This window comes from Paenibacillus sp. 11B, from assembly GCF_030487755.1.
Taxonomy (GTDB): Bacteria; Bacillota; Bacilli; order Paenibacillales; family Paenibacillaceae; genus Paenibacillus; species Paenibacillus vandeheii.
Window position 1 is genome coordinate 581,606 of sequence record NZ_JAUKNS010000001.1, and the last position, 24,960, is coordinate 606,565.

29 protein-coding genes are annotated in these 24,960 nt (G+C 44.7%); 8 read left to right on the forward strand and 21 right to left on the reverse strand.

The window, feature by feature from the left end:
- Positions 1-81: 81 nt before the first annotated feature.
- Complete coding sequence (locus Q0V21_RS02495) at positions 82-888, reverse strand: helix-turn-helix transcriptional regulator (RefSeq protein WP_301877421.1); 807 nt, start codon at positions 886-888, stop codon at positions 82-84.
- 165 nt (positions 889-1,053) lie between these two features.
- Here Q0V21_RS02495 and Q0V21_RS02500 point away from each other — a divergent pair, with 165 nt between their 5' ends.
- The 3 genes from Q0V21_RS02500 (at position 1,054) to Q0V21_RS02510 (ending at position 2,242) form a co-directional block, all read left to right on the forward strand.
- Positions 1,054-1,224, forward strand: coding sequence for a hypothetical protein (locus Q0V21_RS02500; protein WP_301877423.1), 171 nt, complete (start codon positions 1,054-1,056; stop codon positions 1,222-1,224).
- 285 nt (positions 1,225-1,509) lie between these two features.
- A complete protein-coding gene (locus tag Q0V21_RS02505; protein ID WP_301877424.1) occupies positions 1,510-1,863 on the forward strand; it encodes a hypothetical protein in 354 nt (117 codons plus the stop codon).
- A gap of 196 nt (positions 1,864-2,059) precedes the next feature.
- Positions 2,060-2,242, forward strand: a complete 183-nt coding sequence (locus Q0V21_RS02510; RefSeq protein WP_301877425.1) for a hypothetical protein — start codon at positions 2,060-2,062, stop codon at positions 2,240-2,242.
- Between the two features lie 44 nt (positions 2,243-2,286).
- Here Q0V21_RS02510 and Q0V21_RS02515 read toward each other — a convergent pair whose 3' ends face one another.
- The 6 genes from Q0V21_RS02515 to Q0V21_RS02540 all read right to left on the reverse strand — a co-directional run bounded on the left by Q0V21_RS02515 (position 2,287) and on the right by Q0V21_RS02540 (position 7,228).
- On the reverse strand, positions 2,287-2,463 hold the full coding sequence (locus Q0V21_RS02515; RefSeq protein WP_301877426.1) for a hypothetical protein: 177 nt from the start codon (positions 2,461-2,463) through the stop codon (positions 2,287-2,289).
- Positions 2,464-2,634: 171 nt separating this feature from the next.
- Positions 2,635-3,036, reverse strand: a complete 402-nt coding sequence (locus tag Q0V21_RS02520; RefSeq protein WP_301877427.1) for a hypothetical protein — start codon at positions 3,034-3,036, stop codon at positions 2,635-2,637.
- Between the two features lie 19 nt (positions 3,037-3,055).
- Complete coding sequence (locus Q0V21_RS02525) at positions 3,056-3,796, reverse strand: hypothetical protein (RefSeq protein WP_079349317.1); 741 nt, start codon at positions 3,794-3,796, stop codon at positions 3,056-3,058.
- A gap of 2 nt (positions 3,797-3,798) precedes the next feature.
- Positions 3,799-5,103, reverse strand: coding sequence for an SPFH domain-containing protein (locus tag Q0V21_RS02530; RefSeq protein ID WP_079349318.1), 1,305 nt, complete (start codon positions 5,101-5,103; stop codon positions 3,799-3,801).
- A 297-nt stretch (positions 5,104-5,400) separates the two neighbouring features.
- Positions 5,401-6,468, reverse strand: coding sequence for an ankyrin repeat domain-containing protein (locus Q0V21_RS02535; protein ID WP_301877429.1), 1,068 nt, complete (start codon positions 6,466-6,468; stop codon positions 5,401-5,403).
- A 169-nt stretch (positions 6,469-6,637) separates the two neighbouring features.
- The gene (locus Q0V21_RS02540) at positions 6,638-7,228 is read right to left on the reverse strand and encodes an MFS transporter (protein WP_301877431.1); all 591 of its coding nucleotides are present in this window, start codon (positions 7,226-7,228) and stop codon (positions 6,638-6,640) included.
- Positions 7,229-7,538: 310 nt separating this feature from the next.
- On the opposite strand from Q0V21_RS02540, the gene Q0V21_RS02545 reads away from it, so the two are divergent.
- Positions 7,539-8,519 carry a serine hydrolase domain-containing protein gene (locus tag Q0V21_RS02545; RefSeq protein WP_301877432.1) on the forward strand — a complete coding sequence of 327 codons (981 nt, stop codon included), beginning with the start codon at positions 7,539-7,541 and terminating at the stop codon, positions 8,517-8,519.
- A 98-nt stretch (positions 8,520-8,617) separates the two neighbouring features.
- Here Q0V21_RS02545 and Q0V21_RS02550 read toward each other — a convergent pair whose 3' ends face one another.
- On the reverse strand, positions 8,618-9,211 hold the full coding sequence (locus tag Q0V21_RS02550; protein WP_079349321.1) for a TetR/AcrR family transcriptional regulator: 594 nt from the start codon (positions 9,209-9,211) through the stop codon (positions 8,618-8,620).
- Between the two features lie 166 nt (positions 9,212-9,377).
- Here Q0V21_RS02550 and Q0V21_RS02555 point away from each other — a divergent pair, with 166 nt between their 5' ends.
- Positions 9,378-10,340: an alpha/beta fold hydrolase gene (locus Q0V21_RS02555; protein WP_301877434.1), complete on the forward strand. Its 963-nt coding sequence runs from the start codon at positions 9,378-9,380 to the stop codon at positions 10,338-10,340.
- A 99-nt stretch (positions 10,341-10,439) separates the two neighbouring features.
- On the opposite strand, the gene Q0V21_RS02560 is transcribed toward Q0V21_RS02555, so the two are convergent.
- Both Q0V21_RS02560 and Q0V21_RS02565 read right to left on the reverse strand, forming a co-directional pair.
- The gene (locus Q0V21_RS02560; RefSeq protein WP_301877435.1) at positions 10,440-11,138 is read right to left on the reverse strand and encodes a DUF1361 domain-containing protein; all 699 of its coding nucleotides are present in this window, start codon (positions 11,136-11,138) and stop codon (positions 10,440-10,442) included.
- A 34-nt stretch (positions 11,139-11,172) separates the two neighbouring features.
- Complete coding sequence (locus Q0V21_RS02565) at positions 11,173-11,706, reverse strand: hypothetical protein (protein WP_301877436.1); 534 nt, start codon at positions 11,704-11,706, stop codon at positions 11,173-11,175.
- 131 nt (positions 11,707-11,837) lie between these two features.
- Between Q0V21_RS02565 and Q0V21_RS02570 the strand changes: the two genes are divergently transcribed.
- A complete protein-coding gene (locus Q0V21_RS02570) occupies positions 11,838-12,482 on the forward strand; it encodes a spore coat protein (protein WP_435874143.1) in 645 nt (214 codons plus the stop codon).
- 175 nt (positions 12,483-12,657) lie between these two features.
- Here Q0V21_RS02570 and Q0V21_RS02575 read toward each other — a convergent pair whose 3' ends face one another.
- Both Q0V21_RS02575 and Q0V21_RS02580 read right to left on the reverse strand, forming a co-directional pair.
- A complete protein-coding gene (locus Q0V21_RS02575; protein WP_301877438.1) occupies positions 12,658-13,584 on the reverse strand; it encodes a sigma-70 family RNA polymerase sigma factor in 927 nt (308 codons plus the stop codon).
- Positions 13,585-13,621: 37 nt separating this feature from the next.
- Positions 13,622-14,071: a carboxymuconolactone decarboxylase family protein gene (locus tag Q0V21_RS02580; RefSeq protein ID WP_301877441.1), complete on the reverse strand. Its 450-nt coding sequence runs from the start codon at positions 14,069-14,071 to the stop codon at positions 13,622-13,624.
- A 352-nt stretch (positions 14,072-14,423) separates the two neighbouring features.
- Here Q0V21_RS02580 and Q0V21_RS02585 point away from each other — a divergent pair, with 352 nt between their 5' ends.
- Positions 14,424-15,470 carry an aromatic ring-hydroxylating oxygenase subunit alpha gene (locus Q0V21_RS02585; protein WP_079349326.1) on the forward strand — a complete coding sequence of 349 codons (1,047 nt, stop codon included), beginning with the start codon at positions 14,424-14,426 and terminating at the stop codon, positions 15,468-15,470.
- 124 nt (positions 15,471-15,594) lie between these two features.
- Here Q0V21_RS02585 and Q0V21_RS02590 read toward each other — a convergent pair whose 3' ends face one another.
- The gene (locus tag Q0V21_RS02590) at positions 15,595-16,302 is read right to left on the reverse strand and encodes a cupin domain-containing protein (protein WP_301877442.1); all 708 of its coding nucleotides are present in this window, start codon (positions 16,300-16,302) and stop codon (positions 15,595-15,597) included.
- 192 nt (positions 16,303-16,494) lie between these two features.
- Between Q0V21_RS02590 and Q0V21_RS02595 the strand changes: the two genes are divergently transcribed.
- Positions 16,495-16,797 carry a hypothetical protein gene (locus Q0V21_RS02595; RefSeq protein ID WP_301877443.1) on the forward strand — a complete coding sequence of 101 codons (303 nt, stop codon included), beginning with the start codon at positions 16,495-16,497 and terminating at the stop codon, positions 16,795-16,797.
- Positions 16,798-16,894: 97 nt separating this feature from the next.
- On the opposite strand, the gene Q0V21_RS02600 is transcribed toward Q0V21_RS02595, so the two are convergent.
- The 8 genes from Q0V21_RS02600 to Q0V21_RS02635 form a co-directional block, all read right to left on the reverse strand.
- Positions 16,895-17,506: an SMI1/KNR4 family protein gene (locus tag Q0V21_RS02600; protein ID WP_079349329.1), complete on the reverse strand. Its 612-nt coding sequence runs from the start codon at positions 17,504-17,506 to the stop codon at positions 16,895-16,897.
- 43 nt (positions 17,507-17,549) lie between these two features.
- A complete protein-coding gene (locus Q0V21_RS02605) occupies positions 17,550-18,851 on the reverse strand; it encodes a hypothetical protein (protein ID WP_079349330.1) in 1,302 nt (433 codons plus the stop codon).
- 3 nt (positions 18,852-18,854) lie between these two features.
- A complete protein-coding gene (locus Q0V21_RS02610) occupies positions 18,855-19,607 on the reverse strand; it encodes an SMI1/KNR4 family protein (RefSeq protein ID WP_301877445.1) in 753 nt (250 codons plus the stop codon).
- A 72-nt stretch (positions 19,608-19,679) separates the two neighbouring features.
- Positions 19,680-20,237, reverse strand: coding sequence for a hypothetical protein (locus Q0V21_RS02615; RefSeq protein ID WP_443146381.1), 558 nt, complete (start codon positions 20,235-20,237; stop codon positions 19,680-19,682).
- Positions 20,237-20,887: a hypothetical protein gene (locus Q0V21_RS02620; protein ID WP_301877448.1), complete on the reverse strand. Its 651-nt coding sequence runs from the start codon at positions 20,885-20,887 to the stop codon at positions 20,237-20,239. Before Q0V21_RS02620 ends, Q0V21_RS02615 begins: the two co-directional genes overlap by 1 nt.
- Positions 20,888-21,279: 392 nt before the next feature.
- Positions 21,280-22,011 carry a ZIP family metal transporter gene (locus Q0V21_RS02625; RefSeq protein ID WP_079349334.1) on the reverse strand — a complete coding sequence of 244 codons (732 nt, stop codon included), beginning with the start codon at positions 22,009-22,011 and terminating at the stop codon, positions 21,280-21,282.
- Between the two features lie 115 nt (positions 22,012-22,126).
- Positions 22,127-24,076 (reverse strand): ABC transporter permease, encoded by a 1,950-nt coding sequence (locus Q0V21_RS02630; RefSeq protein WP_301877450.1) that lies wholly within the window; start codon positions 24,074-24,076, stop codon positions 22,127-22,129.
- Entirely contained in the window at positions 24,051-24,821 is a 771-nt protein-coding gene (locus Q0V21_RS02635) for an ABC transporter ATP-binding protein (RefSeq protein WP_079349336.1), read from the reverse strand. Before Q0V21_RS02635 ends, Q0V21_RS02630 begins: the two co-directional genes overlap by 26 nt.
- Between the last annotated feature and the right edge of the window lie 139 nt (positions 24,822-24,960).

Genomic DNA, 24,960 nt, shown 5'->3' on the forward strand with positions numbered 1-24,960 from the left:
GTACTCATTCTATTTCAAGAACGGAGGCCCAACCACAGTCTGTTTATGCTAGTACTAGAATTACCACCCTGATCGTTACTGTCACTCCATAACGGGTATGTACACACAACAATGAATACCTGACTGTTCGTTGAGATTGCTCATGGAAAAGATATCATAGGCATAGGCAATGCCATCCGCCCGATCTGTTGTTTCGAGATAGATCCGGTTGACTTTTTTCTGTTTTATTTGGTGTAGGCTCCAAATGCTATGAAAATCCGTGCTGTCCTCGTTCAACTGTTGAACTATTTTGGAAAACTCAGGTTCACCCGGATACTTGTCATAATACGTACGAAACACCGCTACCGAATGCCGTGCAAATTCATCCCAATTATGCATACGTTCTCGGAGCGTTGCATCCAGAAATAACATTCGCATCATGACACGGTCGTTCACGTTCATCGAGGAAAAGGCGAACAGTTTTTCATTCGCTGCCTCATTCCATGCAAGTACTTCAGACCTTTCATTCGTAATAAAAGAAGGGTATGCAAGTTGACTAATGATGCTCTGCCATCCCTCTTCGAGATGTGAATAGGAGGCAGGAAATTCATGCTCTGCATTAGGGTCCCATAAGCGAAATAGGTGGTCCTTCTCCTCCTCGCTTAATTGGAGCGCACCCGCTATACTTTCCATCACCTCTCGAGACGCGTTAACCTCTCTCCCCTGCTCAAGCCAGGTGTAGTAAGTTGCACTGACACCTGCTAGTACAGCAACTTCTTCACGTCTTAATCCCGGCGTTCTGCGCTGTCCATACGATCCGCTGATTCCAGCTTGATCTGGCTGAATCCGGCTCCTCCGAGATTTCAAAAATTCACCCAGTGTTTTGCTTCGGCTAATACCTGTAGTCATAAATAACCTCCCTTAGATATTTAGATTTCTATGGATTCAATTACGGCTCTATCCAAAATCGATGTGATTAGACGCCTTTGATATCATTCTTTTATTATCATTCTGCAAAATCCTTAGTTTACAAGAAGCTTAGCATTGATTCATGCAGAACGAAAGGAGCACATCATGGTCCCAACGATCGGAGACATTTACTGTGTATACGTCGAAAATTTACAACAATATGCCGATTGCCAGGTTACTGGCCTGAAAGAAACCGGGAGTAAGGGGCCACGCCAGCTTGCCGCAATCCTGCAATTGGACTGGACAGGAAATCAGCAATTTCAGGCCACAGTCTGAAGAAGATGTGACAGAACTAGCCAAACTGTCGTGTTTGACAGATATTCAAATGGACGGATATTCGGAATCACTGATACCATTCCTTAACAAGGAGCCGATATTGAATTCCATATCACGAACCACGGTCAAAAGTCGCCGGACCTCAGTAAGAGTCATTTGACCAAAATCGTCATCGATGTCAGCGGATTGGAACTTTCACTTTGAATACCAAGATAAAAAGTCTAAATTTCACAGGAAAGCCGTCTCCTGGCCTTTCGTATTGATGCATATGGAAAGTGGTTAAGCTTGAATGTTGCAGCGGGTCTGCCACTTATCAACGGGATTCCACGCCTTGACGGATTACATATTAGAGAAATCACTGAGCTGGATTTGGCACCCCTTGTGAAACGTTATCCGGAACTTACGGAATTGCGTTTGTGGGGCAAACCAGGCAATCTGATTCATCTTGAATCCATTCAACATTTGAAGGCGTTACAGGACTTCAGTACATATGACTTGTTTGGATTCAGCAGAGAACAATTCCCTGACCCGGAAGAAATCCCGAAACTGTCGAAACTTTGGTTAACCAGTTTGCCAGCAGAAGAGGCCGCATCCGGGCTTGAACTCGAGATCAGTAAACCGTGCAAACCGGAGGGCTAGCAGAGAATCTAACGAACCCTTTTTCGAGACTGGGACGGACGGGATCACATCAAAGCAGCGCATGCCAAAAAAGTAGCTCAAACTTACAAACAACACCTCAAAAAAATCGAAGATTAAGTCAAAATATGAGCGATTGGGCGTTATACAGAAACAACTGATGTCATTAGTAGAGAAGTACACCGAGACGGTTTATCAGTTGGACGCCAAAGCTAACTTTATTGAAACAATGGAACGTGAAGAAATTTATAACGCCCTTGTTGGATTGTTGGATCAACTGGAATCACAACCAGGAATGGACCAGACAACTGCTATAAAGGTTAATCGCAAGGAGCTGGGGGAGGTGTTTGAACGTCACGAGAGATTTTTAGATTCAGGGTGAATGAGACAAGAGATTTTTTCTCTTACTTTTATCCGCAAAACGGGCTAAAAGATAAAAGCCTGACTCCATGTAGGAATCAGACTTTTATCTTTTTCGTATCCATTCTGAATCATTTTACGATGCTTCAACAGTTGTTCCACAATACTCACAATCCGTGTATTGCTTCCGATATACCTTCGTCTTGGCCCCACATCCCGGACAACAACAACGACCATATCCAATTTCGATGAGATTCTCTTCCATAAGAAGTCTGATCGGCATAGCAATTGCAAAGAACATAAAAAAGAGTCCAAAAAAACACTCTCATCTTCATTCCCCCAAATAACAAATAGAGCAAAACTGATGTTACAACTCGTATCAGCAAAATTAGTCATGGTGTCTATTATGTAAGGCTAGGAGAGTCTCATCGTTGTTCCACAATACTCACAGTCCGCAGACAAATTCGGATATACCTTTACCTTGGCTCCACACCCCGAACAATTCACAGATACAGGTTCTTGCGGTTGCTCGTATTCATGATCGTGGTATTCATGATCGTGGTATTCATCCTCATAATACCCTTCTTCATCATACTCCTCGTCACTGTCGTAATGATATTGATAATGATCAGCCTTAGGATGGAATTTAGGTCGTCTACACATTTTAATTCCTGTAACAAGTACGATTACTCCGGGTATAAAAAGAATAATCGTACCGATAATAGCCATATCGGTTCCCTGGGGAATTATTATTAAAGATAACAAGATTGTCAGAGATGAAAGTATAATGAATATAACTCCAAAAAATCTCTTCACAGCTTTTCCTCCTATGAATTTATGATTTGCTTGTCATGATCTGTTGATTCCGCTCTTTCAAACGGGACTTTAACCTGGACAGTTGCGAAGTGAGACGTTCACTATTTACCAATCCTCCTGCCGCATACTGTGTAGCAATTTCACCGTTCAACAATTCAATATCGTTTAGTATCTGACGGTCACTATACTCAAGTGAAACAGGAGTGATTGGGTCGCTGTACTTTACCAGTTCAACTAATGATTGAACCGCCTTTCTGTCCTCCTCCATAGTCAGGATGGAATGATCCTCCATCGTATGGAGCAACTGTTGCAAAGCATTTTCGATGGATCTCAAGTTAGCCGTTTTCATTTGTTCATCTGCTTGATGATGACTTGCACTCCGGATATAGATCAATATAATTCCACATAGAATTACTGCCAGCGCTAGGGTTACCGTATGTAACAAAACGAACCAGCGGAGACCATGATCTGCTGATCCTGTAAACAGGGAGTACATCATCACACAAATCAGATAAATCACCAACACGATACCTATAGCTGTGTAACCAGGGACAAATCGTTTAAAGCGATCCATATGTAGCATGACATGCCTTACATAAATCCAAATCGCCGTAATCGCGACATAAGAAGCCACAAGATTCATCCAGAAAGAAAGCGATACAATGGCATGACTAAAGACCGTAAAAGAAACGACTGAGGATAACAGCATACAGATCAGATAGATAGCATTTAAAATGAGAAGATTGCTCCGTTTAACCATAACTATGCCTGCCCTCCATCTTGCAGATTGTTTCCGCAATCCAGACAGAACTTCTGACCGGGCTTCACTTCATGTTGACATTGGCTGCATTTCAAGGACAGACTGGAGCCGCAATTGCCGCAAAATTTAGTTTGACCCGAATTCATATGATTGCACTTGGGGCATGGACTAGGCATCGGTTCGTGACAATGAATACATGCCAAAGCATTCTCCGCATTATCCGCCCCACAGGATGGGCATGCATGATATTTGTCACCACAATTGGGACAAAATTTGGTCCCTTTCTGCAAGGCATGTCCACAGTTGTTACAACCGGTGGTTGCTGATTTTTCGGCAAGTGAATTGCCACATTTGCTGCAAAACGAACTATGCTCCTGGTTCGGATGACTGCAATGCTTGCATATACGTATAGCAGGCGTTTCCGTAGTAGCCATCACTTTGGACATCTGGGACATCTCGCTGCTGAACGATCCTCCCAGTCCAACCCCCATCCCCATTCCAAGCCCAGCACCCATAATATCCGATTGCATGCTTCCTTCATTTTTGGCTGCACCTTCAAGCGTATCGAATGAACGCTCCTGTTGATAGGTGTACCCGATAATATCCATTTCGGCTTTGCGTGCCAACGCTTCTCTCAATCGAATGACCGAAGAGTCCTCTTCAGGCAGATTGACATTATGGATATAAAGGTTAATTAACTCAATACCAAACTCTTCAAAAGCAGATGTGATCGTATCAGCAAAATGCCGTGAAATTTCGGCGATATAAGCATTGATTTCCAGTACACTTACTTTTCTATGTATTAGATAGGAGGACAGCATGGAGTTAATGTTCATAATAATTAGCCCACGAAAATAATTGACCATATTAACCTGGTTAAATTCAGGCAGCGTTCCCACAAGTTTGACAAGAAATTTGCGAGAGTCCGCTATTTTTATACCCATCTGCCCAAATGCTCTCACTGGAACGATAATATTATATTTTGGGTCCTGTATCTGAATTGGATTTGCTGTTCCCCATTTCACGTCTAATGCGCTTACTTGATTGACGTACCACACTTCTGCTGCAAAAGGTGATTTACCTCCGAACGGAAGGTTAACGAGGCGGTTTAAGATCGGGATATTCGCCGTACTTAGCGTATGTCTTCCTGGCCCAAACATATCAAGCGCCCTTCCATCCTTAAAGAGGATCGCCTGTTGGGATTGATTCACGATCAACTGGGTCCATGTTCCCAATTCACTCTCAGGGTGCTTCCAAGCAAATACATCAGGTGAACCGTCATACTTGATTACGTCAATAATGGCCATTTCTCTTCCTCACTCCAGTAGTAGAATACTATAATTTCATTGAAACAATCGTATAACAATCGCTTGCTAACAATCTAAAATTAAATCATTTCATAGCTTACTTACCTGCTAATCTTTCAACAAAAATGTTTTTTCATGTTTGGGCATTGCTATTTTACCATTTATAACCTCCTTTCGCACTAGTATAGTTCATATTTCATGAGATATTTTTCCTATACATGAATGGTAGAGACATTAAAGAACCTCCTGTATATCGACAATATGCAAGAGGTTCTTGTGATGGCGGAGGCCCTCCAGTTAATTTAGGAGATTCTCCATATATGATGCGGCATCGCCCATGAACGCTTCGAACGTGGAAATCGTTCCATGCTCCTGATGTTCAATGTCTACGTAGCCAATCATTTTTTTGCTTGGATTCCAGACGATCAGAATATGGGAGTATTGATCCACGTCAGAGGATATGCGCAGCAGTTTCTGTCTGCCCAACTTCATTTCCACGGTATCGATCAGATGGAAGAATTCGATGTATCCCACGCCGCACGGATTGCCCGGCAAGTCGATTCTACGCTGACCTTCCGTTAGAAAACGGATTAATTCATCAGGTAGCTTGTACGATTTGAGTGCATGCAATTTGTTGTTTAGATTGTGAAAGTCTTGCGGCTCATGAGATTTCAAATACTCTGCCATTTCTTCATTTTTCTGACTGATGGCGATCGTATACGCCCGCTCCCCATCCTTCTCTTGAATGGTTACATCCGCTCCATGCTCTACCAAATAACGAACCATCTTCATATTGTTGTTACGAGCGGCTACTGTAAGGGGTGTCGCCTTGTATGGATACACCATAGCGGACTCGTTGTAATTGATATCCACGCCCTCGTCCAGCAAATACTGGACCATCTTCATATCGTGATTCGAAACGGCTTTTCGTAACGTTTTTCCACCATATTTTCGAATATCCAGTCCGAGGTCCTTCAGCACTGGGATGTTCTTTTTGTTACCGTAATATGCCTCGTCGTACGCACTCGACTTCACATGATTAAGTCCATTCAATTTGGCTCCATGCTTCTGCAAATATCGAACCGTATCTTCCCCGCAGTATCTGGCCGCCTTGAGGATTGCTGGATTATCCTTCACATTCAGGTTCACTCCGCGCTCCACCAAAAGCTTGACCACTGCCTGCTGATTGGTGATTAGGGCAATATCCAGTGGTGTCAAAGCTATGTATTTGCTGAGCGTAATCACTTTTTCAAGCTCCATACCCTGGTTTATGAGTTCTTCTACACCAGTAACGTCTCCCTTATAAATCGCCATGGCGTGATCAGGCAACGTTTCAAACGTTCCTTGATTTCCGATTTTGAACAAAGGTAATAACCTCCCTCTGGTTAAATATTTACACGACTATAAGTCCTGTAATGCTCATTATTCATAGTATACCTGCTAACCTTTTCATCTGTACAAAGCCTCTACCAAAATCAGGTTCTTGTCCTAAAGCTCAAACCAACCCCGAAACATAAAGTTCCGGGGCTATCATCTACTTTATATCAATGCCCTTCTCCAACCCCTTAATGGATTTAAGTTGGGAAGTGATGGCTGCAATAACGATAACAAACACGCCTGCAATAATAAACAAGAACGCAATGCCCCTTCCCGGACCAACGCCGATGTATGATCCTACGGTCGAGGCCAGCGCTCCACCTTCCTCCAACAATGGGTTAAAGACATGGTCTGCCAAAAATCCTGCGATACTGTAGGAAACGATAAAGCCTAATTGCGATAAAACGCCGATGATGCCCCACACCCTGCCTTGCTTCTCGTTGGATATGTTATTACGCACCAATACATCTGCACTCATGTTGACAAAGGGCAGGGAGGACAGAAACAGGAAGCCTGCAAGGATAATGAAATATATATTTGTTGTAAATTCCAAAAGGGAGAAGGACAATCCGGATATAATCAGACCCCAAACAAGTATTTTTGAATATTTTTTACTTAGGGTGAACATGCCAATGCACAGACTGCTGATCAACATGCCAATTGCGCTCACCGATTGAAATGTTCCAAGCGTTCTTGATTCAGAGAAGGATAGGATCATTGGACCTATGAGCGTCTCATGAACAACCATTTGCTCCTTTGCATGGAACATTACTTTGGATTAATCAGGTACACTATATGTAATTTCTTTTATCGGTATGCCGAACCTTCTGAACCAAAGTTAATATCCCTTTTTGCTGTAAAATACCCCCATTTATTTGCTGCACCGAGTGTATCAATAAACACGAACATCTGAATCAGTCTGTGGTCCAGTTTTAACTAATGCCGGAGTCTGAGGTTATACATTGAGAACTTATTAAATCGTGTGATAAAATAATGGCTCAAACCTTTTTCTAACGACACTCAATTTATGGGATATGTCCCAATTAAGAAAGGACACTATGAACCCTTCATCCATACCATCCATGTTACAGCAAACCATCCCGCCGCTGGATCTGCGCAGTTGTCTTGTCAGCGTACGTGGCGAAATCATATACGAGCACTACCGTAATCTCGAAGCAGCAACTCATATTGCCAAAGTGAATTCATGTACCAAAAGTGTGCTGTCGGCGCTCATTTGTATTGCAATGGATCACGGCTGGCTGCCCGAAGCGTCTACTCCAATCTCCACCTTTTTCCCACAGCTGGGGTCAGATCCTGACCCACGTAAACCGGAAATTACGTTAGAGCAGTTATTAACTATGGCAGCTGGGTTCAACTGGGACGAGTTTGGTGGACAGAATTCATTTCCGCGCATGACACGTACGGATCACTGGGTGAATTTTGCGCTGGAGCAACGCTTAAGTCATGTGCCAGGCACATATATGGAATACAATTCCGGGGTATCACAGATCTTGTCTGCCATCCTCATGCAAAGTACAGGGATGTCCGTAGCCGAGTTCGCGGAACGTTATCTATTTGGCCCGTTGGGGATTCAAGAGTATGAATGGGAAAGTGACCCACAGGGTGTACATACTGGTGGGTTCGGATTAAAGATGCTGCCGAGGGATTTGTTAAAATTCGGTCAGCTGTTTTTGCAGCAAGGCATGTGGAACGGACAGTCGCTGATATCGAACGATCTTGTTAGCCGCTCTACAAGGCCTGCCATTACGGTTACCCCACCCAATCATGGTAGTTACGCTTGGCACTGGTGGGTGGATGCCTATACCAGCGAAACTTCTGAGGCTGAGGCTGGGATTACAGAAAAGCCCACTCCCATACTCCATTATTACTATGCCCGTGGATTTGGAGGTCAATTTGTATATATCGTCCCGGCTCTGGAACTCGTTGCAGTGCTCACTAACGACAAACGAAAGAAGGAAAAACCTCCACTCGATGTGTTCCCAAGATTGATTGCACCTCAATTGGCGAAACTCTTATAGACAGTTTCTTTGATCTTGATTCATTCGAAATAACCCCATAGCTTACCCGGCACGAACCGGTAACTATGGGGTTATTTCATTCACTATTTCAGTTCCGGTTATGCGTGACAAAGCATGCTCAAATGTTGTTCAATCACGTTCTCTACCTTTTTAACAGTTAGCCTTTCTGGCTGCATCAACATATGAATGGCAAGTCCATCAATCAAGGCATACAACTTTTCTGTTTCAATCTCTGTATCCATTCCCGTACATGTCATCCCCTGTTTCTGCAATTCTTGAATTACTAATTGAGCAGACCGATACATTCCTTGATGCATCTGATCACTTAATTTCTGCAATTCGGGATAAACCAGCACTTTAGCTGAAAAAGAGAACCAGACCTCCATTTCTATTTTCCTTTCTTCATCCAAAGGAAGAAAGGAAAATAGCAAATGTTTCATATTTTGCAATACAGAATCAGTCATCTGTAAAGCTTCTACTCTCTGTTGCACCCTTTCGGCAAAAAGGTTCATACAAAAGGCAAAGAGTTCAGCCTGTGTGGCAAAATAATGCCTCATGGAACCTACAGATAAACCCGCTTCCTTCGCTATATTTCGTACGGTAGCATGATCCAGTCCGTTATCCCGGATGACACGAATGGCCGCGTCAGCAACGATTATTCTTTGTTTTTCATGATCTACGATTTTTGGCATAGTTTCATTATACACCAAGCTTCTCTTTTTATAATACAAAGTGCTATAATAACCTTTATTAATACTTTGTATTAAAAAGAACAGATTTATAGAGAGGACTTAGCATATGATCCACACCAGCGTTTCAGACAAGCCACGCACCAAAAAATGGAGAGCACTAAAATTTATGCTTATAATATTCATTACAGTCCTATTCGTTATGAGCGCAGGCTTCATCTATGAATGGTATGCCTCTAATCACGCCAGAGAAGATTATCCGCCTCCTGGAAGATTAGTAGAAACAGGAGGATACAAGCTTCATATTCATCAACAGGGTAACGGTACTCCAACCATCATTATGGAGGCCGGCAGTGGCGAGACTAGTTTGTCTTGGAGAGAAATTCCACTTGAACTGGCAAAACATGCAACCGTGGTTACTTATGATCGCGCGGGATATGCATGGAGTGAGTCTGCACCATCAGAACGCACAGGCGCAAACATCGTTAAGGAGCTGCACGATGCTTTGGAGAAAGAAGGCATCCGCGGACCATATATTATAGTTGGTCATTCTCTGGGTGGAATGTATGCGAGGCTGTTTACACAGACCTACATAAGAGAGATCCAGGGGCTTGTCCTGATTGATGCGAGACCTGAGGATGACGAAAAGAATACGAAAGTCCTGTTGGAACAAGCTCAGTTTCATGGTAACCCGCCTGCTTCCTTCTTATCCTTACTGAAGTTGTTCGGGAGCTTCAGGCTGTTTCCAAACTTTATGCTTGAGGGGCTTGTTGCAGAGCAAGATCGGGATGCGTTTATCAATGTAATCGCAACCCCCTCCTTTTTTTATGCCAAGGAGAGAGAAGCCACTCTTGCCTATACAACAGAAGATGCCATTAGGGGGCAAAAGCTCAGATCAATCCCTGTACGAATCATTGCACGCGGGCTCCCTCAAGACTACGCTCAGGCAGGACTTTCAGTTGAAGTTGGAGAGGAACTGGAATCCATCTGGAAATCGGGACAGCGTAATATGTTGAACATATCAGAGAATAGCCAGCTTCTCATTGCCACGAAAAGCAGTCATATGATTATTCATGATGAACCCGAGCTGGTTGTGCAGACCATTCTGGATTTAGTAGCATATAAGAAATAAATGGAGAATCTTGTCCAATAGTGTGAACTGTGTTCATTAAACCAAAAAGGGGCGTCCCGTCATGTTCATGACTTTGGGACAGCCCCTTCAAAATATACATCACACCTCTGTCTTCCTTGCATGTGGAGATTTCGTATTGATTAAATAGTATAGCGTTGCATAGATCGTTAGAATAAACGTGCCAAAGAACATACAGAAAGCGAGTGACGGACGACTTACACTCTCATGCATAATTTTGACCAGCGTTTCACGATTGGTTAACGCATCCCAGCTGTTCAGTCGATACACACGTCCCAGCAGTACACCATAACTACCCAGAGCACATCCTACCAGCACAAAAATCCACGAAAACCATCGTCCCATTTTGTGATGAATCACTTCCTGAAGCTGATACATCGACAGGAATCCGAGCAACAAGCCCGTCCAAACGAACATCAAGAGCACAATTAAGTCATACCAGTACTTGTAGTCCAATCCATCCCCTCCGCCATAATAGCGGGAACTGCGTGCCGTCAGGTGAACGAGATCCGTTACAATGTAGGACGAGTTCGGGAAGAACAATAGCCAGAGCAGTCCGCTTGCAACGGCAAACCATGTCGCCCCTTTCCATTTGGCATGGCTGAAGCCATAAGCCACATAGGAGAATACAAAAGGAATCCAGCCCAAAAACAGGTTCCAGATCAGGAAGCGAAAATAGCGCTGATCCAACCAATCTGCAGCTGCATAATACAAACCGAGGGTCACCACCGTGACCACACTAAGGAAAATCAATATTTTGATATAATTCAGTTTTCTCAATGATATTTACCTCACTTGATTCAATGAAATACATTTAGTTCCGAAAATATCGGATAATCTCTTCCCTGTTCTTTTCCACACGCAAATTCAGCCCACGCTTATCCTTTAACCCATATTGCTGTAGTTCATGTCCTGGATCAAGCACCAACGGTTTGGTTACCACATCCTCCAACAAGTTCATTGTCAATTGATAGGCTTCCCGCAGCTCATCTACCGGAATAATCGATTCATATCGCTTGATCAACTCAATCAAACGTTCCGCATACACCAGACGAACCATACTGTCCGCACTCGTCAGTTGTCTTGAAGCAAATGCTGTGATTGCAGTGATAATCAGCGGATTAGCATGATATCTGGCAATCGACGTAAGCTCATCAACCGCGTCCCAGTTCATGATAGATAATTCAGAGGTTAACTGACCTATTCTTTCTTCCATCCATGTCTGCTCCAGCTCTTGAGGCACATCCCATTGTTTATATTGTGCATAAACACCACTCCGATGCATCTGTACAGCGCTCCCATAATGCTTAACGAATAACGCTTTTGGAACATTCCAGTCCGTTTCCATCCAACCACCACCGTACCTGTCTCTATTTTTGCTTAAAACCAAAACACATTACATAAATTTACTGTTGAAGACCATACTAGGATCATACCACTTCCCAAAGGAGAATCAAATTTACCATGAATTCAAATTCAATGCAGCCTTCAAACCGAATGCAACCTGCAAACAACGCAAATCCAGGCTTCACACCTCAAATGAACCATGGCGGACATGAAATGTTCGATATGCATGAAATTCTGTCAGGGGCCATCAACGTGCTGGATCAATACATGATTTTCAGAACGTTTGTACAGGACACTGAACTGCTTCAACTTCTTGATCGTCAGTACAATTTCATGCTGTCCCAGTACAATCTGACGGCAGAATGTTTCTCAACTGGACAGAAACCGCATGAGGAGACGGCAACCTACATGATTCCAAACATCGTTCCGCCCGTATATGGCCTCAAGCCATCTGCACCGAAAAAGCCGAATCAATCACTAGCCGATGTCAAAGATGCAGGCATCAGTGGTCATATGCTGGGATTGATCAAGTCACATGCCTCTCTGCTGGCCATGTCTGCTCCTGAAATTACGAATGGGACCGTACGCCGAGTTATTGCTTCGCAGGTACAACAATTTATCGAGATGGCTTACGAGATTTTCATGTATCAAAATCAACATGCTTATTATCAAGTGCCTCAACTGAATGCAAATGATACGACACAGATGCTTCAAGCATATGTCCCAGCAACCGGTGCACCTCAAATGCCAACGAACAATAAACCACCTCTTCATTAATTTAAAATAAGCCAGAACAACAAAGAACAGCATCTTCAACCCCCAAGGTTGTAAGATGCTGTTCTTTGTGCTGCTACGGCTTTGATCCAGAAGTGAAAAAAGCAGCACTCCTCTCTAATGGATGTGCCGCTTTAGCATGCATTCAGCGCTTCTTGCTCCATTCCAAGAATGTATTTTATGTCGATACCGATGTAAGTTTGTCCGGATTCACAACGAGATAGAATCCCTCAATCCGCTCTCCTGGAGAGTCCAGCTTGAGACACAGAACTTCGGACAACTGACCGTTATCCAGTAATGCAAGGTGAGGCTCTCCATTGATGAATGTGTGCACCCAATCTCGTTCTCGCAATCGGGTAAGCACCCGGCGAGAGGTCAACAAAGCGAGTACACCTTTACGAACTTTCATCGTTCTCATGACCGTATGCACACGTCCACCGCCATCTGCAGTAAATACAGGCTGCTCGGCCAGCAGCTCCAGCATCTCGGAGACATCATAATTTAGAAAAGCGGTTGTGAAACGAGCCAGCAATTTTTCTTTGGCAGCATAATCAGCAGAACGATGTTCCAGCGGGGGAAGACGATCGGGAAGCTTACGTCTGGCCCGGCTAAAAATTTGACGGCAATTGCTTTCGGATTTTCTCAGCCAATCTGCTATTTCCGCATACTCATACTGGAACGCCTCACGAAGTACAAAAACAGCACGCTCTATTGGGGTGAGTTGCTCCAGCATAACCAGATAAGCGTAGGAAATCATCTCCTTCTGCTCCATCGTTGCTTCCGGAACGTTCCCTATTCCACCGTCACTCATCGGCTCAGGGAGCCATTCTCCAACATAACTTTCCCTTTGATTGCGGGCAGAGTTCAGCAGATTCAAACTGCGGTTTACGACTAGTTTAGCAATATAGGACTTAGGATTACGGATATTATCAAGAGACTTGCTCTGAAGCTCTGCAAAGCAGTCCTGCACCAAATCTTCAGCCTCCACCACACTACCGAGCATGCGGTAAGCAATGGAAAAGGCGTAGGCTTTATAACGAATATACAATTCACCAACTTCCAGAGAAGACACTTCTGGCTCATTGATGAGGGAATCCAATTTCATGAGAATGGCCTCCTCTGGCAGATGGTCGTAACTTTACTTAATTAAAGCAACCAGGATACATCCCTGTTGTAATTGCGATCCGGTTCCAGCTATTAATGGTGTTGATCGCCATGATCAGATCCACCAGTTCAGCATCACTGAAATGTTCCTTCACTTTTTCAAACAATTCAAGTGGTACGCCTTGTTCCGAAACAAGCGTTACAGCTTCAGCCAGCTCCAGCATAACACGTTCTTTTTCCGTAAACAAAGGTACCTCGCGCCACACGCTCAGCAGCAAAATGTGATCGGCATAATCTCCCAGCTTCATCAGATCTTTGGCATGCATATCGAGACAAAACGCACAGCCATTGATTTGCGACACACGGATTTTCAACAGCTCATATAACACTTTATTATCTTCAAACTGACCCGAAACATGCTGCTCCAATGCCATCATTGCTTTGAAAGCACCCGAATTAGCCACTCTATAATTCACTCTTAAATTCATCTCATTCGCCTCCGCATTTTGGTCTACAACCTTAAGACAAATCAAGACTCATATCTGTGACATTTTCTATAAAAAATCTTCAGCATATTTGAAACAGCATAAAACTCAACTATGTAAGATGAGTAACCTCAATGAAGCTTGCCCATCATGGATATAGTTTACGCAAAACGTTATGTATAAGCAGATAATTCCGTATTTATGTTAGGTGTCCGCTGTATTGTTTGTCATTTTAAACAAAAACCGATTGCACATATTGATACTCCGAACAAAAGAGTAGTAACATACGACTACAAAGTGAACTTTCCTAACATGAATAACGAACGATTCATTATCCCAGCAAGGAGTGACTTCCATGATAACTTCCAATTCCAATCCCCAACTTACATCCGAACTGCCCCGCGGCTGCACGTTCTCCGCTGAAGACTGGCATGTCTTATCTCAATATTGGTATCCGATCGCTCAGGCAAGTGAAGTGACAGATAAACCACTGGCCGCTCAATTGCTTGATGTCAGATTGGTTCTGTATCGCAGCAACAACAACGTTGTAGTTGCCAAGGATCTTTGTTTTCACCGTGGTGCTCCGCTAAGTAAGGGCTGGGTAGAAAATGGCGAAATCGTCTGTCCCTATCATGGTTTCCGTTATAACTGTGAAGGTAAATGCACCGCCGTGCCTGCACATCCCAGCTCCAAAATTTCTCCCAAACTGAAACTTATCGTATATCCTGCGGTCGAACGTTATGGCCTGATCTGGACTTCACTCGCCGGAAACGATGAGCAGATTCCTTCATTCCCAGGATGGGATGATCCGGAATATATCAACATTCTGCCTCCGAACTTTGATATCGCAGGTTCAGCAGGACGTCAGATGGAGGGATTTCTGGATGTATCCCATTTTGCCTACGTGCATACAGAGACGTTTGGCGATCGGAACAACACCGAAGTGCCCCAATACCAAGTAAAACGTGAAGGCAATCAGCTGCTTGCCGAATACTGGAGTTCTGTCAGCAACTATGGTAAAGGTCAGGATAATGTAGCCCCCGAAGGCTTTCAATGGCTGCGTGAATTCCGCGTATTTCCGCCATTCGCCGCCTCTCTTACAGTTCACTTCCCGGATAACGACAAACTGAACATTCTGAACTGCGCCTCACCTATATCTGCACGCTTTACACGGTTGTTCTGTCCGATTACGCGTAACTTTGACAAGGATGCTCCAATTGAAGAGACAATCAAGTTTAACTTGCAGGTATTTGAGGAGGACCGTGAAATGGTGGAATCACAGAAACCGGAGGATTTGCCGCTGGATCTGCATGCAGAAGCACATATTCCCGCAGACCGTACCTCGATTGCATATCGTCAGTTACTGACAGAGCTGGGCTTGGGAAGAAACTACACATCATAACTTGAACACAAACAGACAAAAAAGATGCGTTCATGCGAATGCATCTTTTTTGTCTAATTGCTACACTTTCGTTCGTGACGATGTACTGGGATTGACCTCACTTATAATATGCTATATCTGTCACTTACCTTTGATTATTCGTATTCATCGGAGGTTCTGTATAATACGGACAGCCTGGTTCGTGAATAATACGGGGATCTACCCATGTTCCCCAATACGGAAGGCGATTCACATAAGGCAGTTCGTTAGGCTGACTATTCGGATGTGGCATGTTGTTTGTGGCCGGCGATACTTGAGTTGCACAGTCAACAGGCGGCCCAATGATTACTGTTTTTTGAATGGGAGCAAGCGTTTCCTTCACCTTGTTTTCATCGAGACAGTACGTATGGGCCAGGACGCTTGCAGGTGTAAGACGCAAAATGTCCGAACCAAAAATGGCTTCAGGAACAGGGGCATCAAAAATAGCCAGCAGATGCGTCTGATCTACCGTTGCAATTTCATAGTGCCACCAGCCTTGCGGAACATTTGCTACTTGGCCTGGGGTAATCGTTAAGTTTAACAACTCATTGGTAAATGGATTGATGAGGGAAACGACAGCTGAACCACTGATGCAATACACCAGCTCGGATGCATTTTGATGAATATGGGGTTCAACCACATTACCTGTGCTAAGAAAAATATCCAACAAGGATACATTACCCAATGTGTTTAATTGATGAATGGAGAGAAAGTTAATATAGTTATTTCCGTCTTTTTTGAATAAAAGATTCTGGTTCACATCAAATGTAAATTGGGTGGTAGGTAAGGTGTAGTCCATATAGGAGGTTGCCAAAATAAAACGCCTGCCCTTCGCTCTCGGTTTAGGTGATAACCTATACGCCAGCTTATGCTCTGGGCTTCTATGCGTGAGCCCATTTATGCCGAAGCCCCTTCACCCGTACCACATACTATTAACCCTTCTGTGTCACTCAATTGTATCGCAGCATAGGCTGATATCATCAATTAAACACTGGAGGCATGCATCATGGCTTACGGACCTGGTTCAGTACCTATCCCGCCAACTGCGGGTTATCCTTACCCTTATTATCCACCGCCACCCTATCCCTACCCTTATCCATATCCTTATCCATACCCCTATTCACCCATCGTTCCGTTTCCGCTGCCCCTTCCCATCGGAGGCCCAGGATGGCATGGCGGTTACCCTGGCGGTCCCCACGGCCCGTTCCCTGGAGGAGGCTATCCGGGCGGTCCACATGGTGGAGGACCCGGGGGTCCTGGTGGACCTGGTGGACCGGGCGGTGGTTTCCACGGCCATCGTATTTTTTAATGCTAAAAAGAGCAGGACAGGAGCTGCTAACATTAGCTCCTGTCCTTGTTCAACCTTTTAACCCACGCATGATGAAGGCTTAACCTCTACCCCGTCATCAATACTCAATTTCATCCATGATCTTCAGATTACGGTTGGACACTTCCAGCAAGTCTGTAAACGTCTCAGACACATAATAAACAAAGTCCGGATCATGCACATACATAATGACTTGCCCGTAGGTTCCTTTCTCTGTTGGATCAAAATCAAGCATCAAATAAAGGGAGCCTCCTGCCATCGTTGCAAACGGAATCCACTCTTTGTGGAATAAGTAGGGCTTAATCTCCGGGTCCAGTTTGCTGATCTCATCTGGGGAATAGTACTCGTCCAACTTCTCATCCACTTCACAGAAATATTGTTTGGTTTCCCGAATCTCCTTCAATGACATCAGATAAAATGGATTACACTCCTCTATCTCCGCATCACCCGGATACAAAATATGAAATGCATAACCACTCCCGTCCTTACGCTGATAGAAGGCGCGGAAATCCTCCGGCAGTCGGACGCCATATTCCGTTTCCAATGCGGTTAGACTCTGTTCAGAAGCACCCGCCCGATGCTGGTATTCCTCGTATAACTGCCGAATTTCGTCATCCTGGATTTTTTCATTCAGGAGCCCATTCAGCGCATCGAACATTTCATTCCATTTTGCACTAGCCTCAGGTGTCATGAAGCATCCCTCCCATTCATCTAAGATCAAGTTATTGCGGGGTTTACCAGCGTATAGGTTCTTCTTCGCGCCACAACACATAACGCTCAAGCTCACGGATAGTTCCTGTACCGATCCCATATTCGTCCATTTCTTGGGAGTGCAGGTCAAGGATATGCAGCATGCCCCCGAACGTACCCACAGCAAGCTTAGACTGGTCAGGAGAGCTCGCCAAGGAATAGATGGTGCTGCCTACAAAATGTCTCCACACTTCCTGCCCGTCACTATTCACACAATATAAATATCCATATGCATCCCCAAGCACCATGCCTGCATCTGTTTCCACAGCAGCGTAAACACGGGCATTCTCATCCATTACAGGCCAGTCTTCCTTACTCTCATTACCATCGATCGTTTCCAACTGAACTTGTATTGTAGCCCCGTTATAAAAGTGACATGCATTAAACCATACCTTCAAGCTATCGGTGGTGAACACCGCATGATGAGGATAACTGGATTCGGGATAAAGGGAATACGTCTTATTCTGTTCGCGATCCAGAATCATATGATTACTCACCTGGCTGCCGTAGGCAATCCAGCGACCGTCGCGTGAGACCGCCGCATGCCCCATATCAATCTGTGTGTCTTCCAACTCATATTCTTCAATCTCTGCAAGATCCGGGTGCAGCAGGGATACCTGGCCTTGCTCTAGCAGATAGATTCCATAAGTGGAGAAGATAAGAACGGATTTCCCATCATTAAATGGAATGAGTCCTTCAAGTGTGCGCTCTGGATGCTCACAGTCAGCTAGGGATTCGATGCGCGGCAATGCCTGCTGAATACTGGATTGGATATCTTCCCAGCGATATACCGCAAGCTCTTGCCCTACCAGATGGCGATCAGGCTGTCTGATGATACGAATATCTTCCGATCCGGCCAACGCATAGTCTGCACTGTCCGGTGAACAACCTGCGAAGGTATACTGAGAGAAAGGCAAACAACCATGCTGATCAGCGGTATATACACATCCATTCTCCGTGAAGGTACCGATTGTGAATACAATCGTTTCCGCGTTCAGATATCCTACTACCCTCACGGCCTGCATGGAAGATTGAAAATTTTCGTTCAATGGCCACGTTGCAGCAGGCAGTTCAAGCCGGAGCCTTTCCAAATCTCCTTGAAGATTGGCCTGCTTCACCATATTCCACACTTCAGTGCTAATCAGAGCTCGCGCGTCCGCCTCCAGCTCCGATTCGTCCACTTGCTCTCCTGCCATGCCTCTGCGCACAAATGCATTAACATCCTTTGCGTATCGTTTGCCTTCACTCCGCCACGTTTCTGCAATGTCTTCTTTCAACCAACTCAATATTTATTCCTCCACTCCACCTCTATTGACGACTGTACAGTGATGTGCCAGCAAAAATTGATCCAGATCGTGATCCTTTGCACCGTCCGTCCCGTGCATCTCTTCATAGAAAAGCGCAATTTCCCTGCCATTCGCATAATTAAAGCGTAAATACCCACCCTTAGAGACCATAAACAGCTTACATGTGTACTCATTTTCAAGCACTGCATCCCACTTGAATTTGCTCTTACACAACTCAGCCAGTGCTTTCATAGAGTCTTCGCGCTCGACGTTAACCAAGTGGTAGAACGTATGGTTTCGCAGCTCATTCCAGGGTTCAAAATACGCTGGGGCCAGCGGTTTATCCTGATGGTAATATCGGCAATAGATCCGGTCCAGGGTCTCTCCAAAGTCAGCTTCTGAGCACGACCACAAGATTATAGACTCATCATGACGCGGGAGCCATAGCAGTCCCTTCACATCTGGATGAATCGCCAGGAAATCACCATCCACCGAACTGCCGATACTGATACACTCCTTAAGCTGCTCCTGTGTGACTGGCGTATCCTCCGTGTGCATCCAAAAATCATATTCAGCAAAAGGTTTTAGTACCTCCTGATCCGGCCGCTGCACATTCATCCAGCCTGTGTATGTCCCTTCCCCGTATTGTTCCAGCCATTGGCGATAAGACACAGGCAACGCGATCAAATGCTGCTCTTCAAAATGATCCAGTTCCTTAGCGGGTACGGGCTTTAACGCATGAGATACAATATACATTCACGACATCTCCCTACGATCGTTTCGTTCAATTCACGACAGTTCATTCAATCGATCAGCAATTCAATCAGGCTAAGCCAGTTCTTCCTGTACAATTTCGGTCACTACACCCTTGCGGTTTATAATGCTAATGGCAAATGCATCATAACCGTCACGTTTCACCTGCTCAAAATCCATACTCTCTCCCGTAATCAATTCGTAGGTTCCGTCTTCGTCCACATCTTCCCCGAACTCCTCATCCCATGGCACGTTATAAAAGGCAGTGAGCTGTACTTCAAAAATATCTTCTCCTTCGACGTCCAAATAGGGGCGTAGCGGCCTGTTATTAAGGTCTTCCTCCGGATATGTCTCACACAACATCGCATCATAACCGTGTTTGGCTGAATCGATAAGTAAGTAGCGTTCTCCAGTTACGGTGTGCTCCGCATATACGATGAGTGGTGTCGAATCCTGCCAGGTTATCAGATCATCATCGGTTAAGTCACCATAATAAAAAATATGGAACTTGTCATGTCCATCCCGTGCTTGCAACTTGCCTTTCCATTCCACTTCATGCGTCTGAACATCCGGTATTTCCCGAACCAACCCTTCCAAATATGTAGGTCCTTTATGTACACCAAACAAATTCATCATCTCGCCTCCGCTTTATTCATTCGAATGGTTACGACTTTATGTTCTTCATCCACATCCAGCTTCACATCCATGTCTAACTTATCATGGAACAAAGCCGTAACGTTGATATAAGGATCACGAGCAGCTTCACTGCCCCCATTGCTGGAACGGCTCATTCCCTGATGAATAATCGATTGTACCAGCTGTCCATCCCCTTTTCCGGTATTTGGATAAGTATAAATCACCTCTTTGTCCCGATTATAAAAATTCAACACCGTTTTATAATCTTTGGCATTGGTATATTGCTTTTCGGTTTTTACATATTCGTTTTCCGTGGATTGATAGCGGATCGTCCCAGCCAGATAGGGATTGTCTTCACTGGGTTTAATATCAAACTCCTGATAAGCGATGTGATAAAGGTATTGGATATGATTCATATCTACACGATAATATAACTGCCTGTTGTCTTCCTCCTTATCCATGGCAGCGAAACTGTTGATGAGCGGCCAGGCTTCATAGGATCTCCCATTCACATCGACAGCAAGAGCATAGTCAGAGAGTACCTTCTCTTTTTGAAACACACCATACGTCTGTAAAATGAAATAAGCCGGAATAAGTAACATGCCTATAATTACTGCAAATATAGTAACCTTTATACGAAATTTCATGATCATCCTCCTTAGCGACCCCTGTTCTACCGGTTCATCCTGTCGTGTGCTGAAGTTTGGTCAACGTGCGGACAACCAGCTCTCTGTTCTTGGCGTTCTTGATATACGCAGGGATGGTATGGGAAGCCTTCTTCAAAGGTATATTTGGCGAAGAACAGCGTAGAAGCTGTATTTATAAGCCCCTTCATCTTCGAAACGTTTCATTTTAATCCCTGCCTATCCCCTGTATGCTGGCCATCGCTAAAAGCAACCACTCAACATTTCCCAGTTGTTCTACCTAAAATTATATGTAACTCCAGTGCTTAGCACAAGGAAATGCAACGTAAAAAGGAGCACCTTACTCCAGATCATCATCTGGAAGGCACTCCTATTCACTATTCCAACCCACGCGATCAAATGTCAAGCAAAAGGGAGACAAGCAGTCCCATTGAAGCAATAAAACCTACGACGGGTCCCCCTTCTTCGAACGCTTCAGGCATCATCGTAGAGCAGATCATCGCAATGATGCCTCCTCCGGCAAATGCCCCAATAGCCGCGGCCATCTCATCGGGCAGCTGCTCCAGAAACAGATACCCTCCCAAGGCTGCAAGTGCAGAAATGATCAGTACGCCCAACCACAAGAGAATAATCCTGGAGCGGGAGTATTTATTGCGTTGCAGTCCAACCGTACTGGACAGACCCTCAGGAATATTACTGACAAAAATAGATACAACCAGCACCACACTAACACCATTTCCGGCGAGCAAACTGGCTCCCAGCATAATCGATTCGGGAATGGCATCCATGACCGTCCCTGCAAAAATGCCAAGTCCACTCTGGTTGGAATCTCCCTTCCCGGCGCTTGCCGAACGCTTGCGCCCTGCTCCCCCTTTACTGGAAATGAGCAAATCGAACATGGTGTACACGACCGCCCCTGCAGTAAATCCAATCGCGGTCGGCACAATCCCCCCATCATTCAGAGCGTCTCCAATCAGTTCAAATGCGGCCGCACCAATCAGGGTGCCAGTACCAAAAGCCATAATCCAGCCTATCACTCGTTTGGGAATCTTCAGAAATAGCGCAGCAAGTGCTCCAATGACAACAGCCGAGGCGGAGATGCCGCCCCACATGAATGCAGTCCACATCCGGGATGACCCCTCTCATGTTCATATATGATCTATCACTCCATTAACCGGAGCATACAGAACAAAAACAGGGTACATCACCAGGTGAATGGAATACAACGAAAAACCGCTAACACTAAACCATCATTTTACGTAGTGAAGATATATATCTTGAACGAATAATGAAGAAATAGAAGGTCTGCGCGAGCAGAAACGCACCAAACACGGTTAACACAGGCACCGTATATTCGGTAATACCGAATTCCTTCAAGAACGGTTTAACCACAACGAGGGTTTCGATGATCGAGATCAGAATCGGGAAGAAAAAGAGAATCGCAATCTGGATCGTGGATGATCGTTTCATCTCTTGAAAGCTAAGACCCATTTTCGAGAGAGAATGAACCATTTTCCCATCTGCTTCAAGATCCGTATGCAGTCTGAAATACAGAAAGCTGGCTGAGGAGATCGAGAAGATCAATCCGATGAAAATGCCCAGAAAGGTAAAGAGCGCCGTCGTCTGTCTGAATTCTTCAAAGTCAGCATATCGCGTCGTGAAAAAGCCGGAAAAGTCTTTATTATTAGAGCTATTTCTAATGATCTCATCCATGCCCTCCAGCCGATCGCTTACCATTGCTTCAGATGATTGCCGATCGGGCACGGTTTCCCCCCAAGAAGGGATATGATAAAGGTATTTACCGGAAATTGCATCTTTGTCCATTTGTCCGGCAAGAGCATTAAACTCTTCATCATTTACAATAACTAGGGCTGATGCATATAAAAGCCCGTTGAATTCCGGTTCAATTTCAGTGTACTTAATATCGATTTTAGCAGGCTCTGATTTCGTATCCAGCGTTAACTGATCGCCCTTGGCATAGGCATGGAACCGTTCCTGTTGACGAGGCTTCTCCATATTACGGGAATCGATGAATATGCCGGTATGGGATGCAAGAGTATAAGACGGTTTGTTCTGGATTGCGTTGAACTGGTTGAAATCACTCAAAGGCATCACACTGATTCCATTGCCATCCGCACTTGTCCAAAAGTATTCCAGATAAGCATCCTGGTATGGAAGACCGGCAGCATCAAGTACCTCGTTGACAGGAGCCATGTTCGGCTCTTCCGATGCGTTGTACACGTTATAACGAATTGGAAAATGATTGTCTCTAAATACTTGTCGATTCTGCTGATCCAGCGACAAAATGACAACTGCACTCATGGAAGCAATCGCAATGACCACCGTTACCATAAACAGCATACGTGCATTATCTTTTATTTTGTAACTCATCTCCGATATCCACAGCAAGCGTGTCCCATGCCATACCCGTTTCCTATTACGCTTCAACAGCCGTATGGTGAGCACAGAGAGCTGCGAGTAGAAGAAATATGTTCCCGCAATGCCTGTCACAGCAGCGATCAGAATGCTTTTACTCGACAAACTGCTGTATAGAGCAATGAATCCCGTAGCCAGGAAAGCCAGCCCAAGAATAGAGAACACCCAAGAAGCTTTGGGTTCTTTTTTGGGCTTGCTCGTTCCGGTTAACAGCTCAAGCGCCCGCTTATTCCCGATAAAGAAAAGTGTGAACAGTGAAATGCAAAAGAACAATAATAAAAAGGCAATTACCGTTATCAACATCGCTTTTACAGGAAAATAAAAAGGCAAATCATCCATACCGATAAATCGGGTGGTTAACATCAGAAACAGCTTGGACAATAACATGCCTCCACCGATCCCGGCTATAATGGATAGAAATCCGATAAACATATTCTCCAAAATGACCAGTCTTCGAATCTGTCCCGGCTCCGCGCCCAAAATGGTCAGTATACCGAATTCCTTATTCCGTGATTTCAGAAATGCACTAATGGAATACATAACGAAGAAGATCGCGAACACATAGACGATGACCGAAGCGACCTGCATTCCCGCTGCCGTAGTTTTGCCAATCGGTAATTTCTCAACATACGGATGATAGATGAACATGGCATACGCGAAGAAGATCATGACCATGAATACACTACTTAGAAAAAAGGCAATGTATGCTCGCCCGTTTCGGCGAATGTTGTTAAAGGCGAACTGAGGAAAGCTCATGCGAATTCCCTCCCCAGAACGATAATGTATCAATAATTCGTTGGAAGAACGTCTGACGATTATCTCCGCGATGCACTTCCGCTGCGAGCTTGCCATCCTTGATAAATACAATCCGATGGCAATAACTTGCGGCAAGCGGATCATGTGTGACCAGCATAATGGTTGTTTTCTCTTCTTGGTTAATCTGTTCAAGCGATTCCATTACCGCTTGGGATGAAGTCGAGTCCAGCGCACCTGTCGGTTCATCGGCAAGTACAATCGATGGCATATTAATCATAGCTCTGGCAATGGCTGTACGCTGCCGTTGTCCACCCGAGATCTCATAGACACGTTTATCCAGAATATGATCGATTCCAAGCTGAGCCGTAATCCGATGGAGTCTGCTCTCCATCTCCTTCAGCTTGACCTTGTCCAGCGTTAATGGCAGTACTATATTTTCAGCAACGGTCAAGGTATCGAGCAGATTGAAATCCTGAAATACAAACCCGAGTTCCCGACGTCGGAACATGGCGAGTTCTTTCTTTTTCATATCAAACGGATTCATGCCATTAATTAGCACTTTGCCTGAGCTTGGCTCATCAATGGTCGAAACCATATTGAGCAAAGTCGTTTTCCCACTGCCCGATGGTCCCATAATTCCTACAAATTCACCCTGCTTGATGGTCAGATGAATATCACTAAGGGCTTGAGTCTGCACTTTGCCCTGATACACTTTGTTAAGTGCCGAAACTTGCAACATTTCCATAGGTGTTTCCCCTCCAACTGAACGATCTGTGTTTTTCATATCCTTATCCTAAACGACCTCCCACAACCCTGCTATCGATTTACCTTAAACTTTCCTTACACAGCGTTTAAGGTTATGTTCCCATTCTATGAAGAAATCC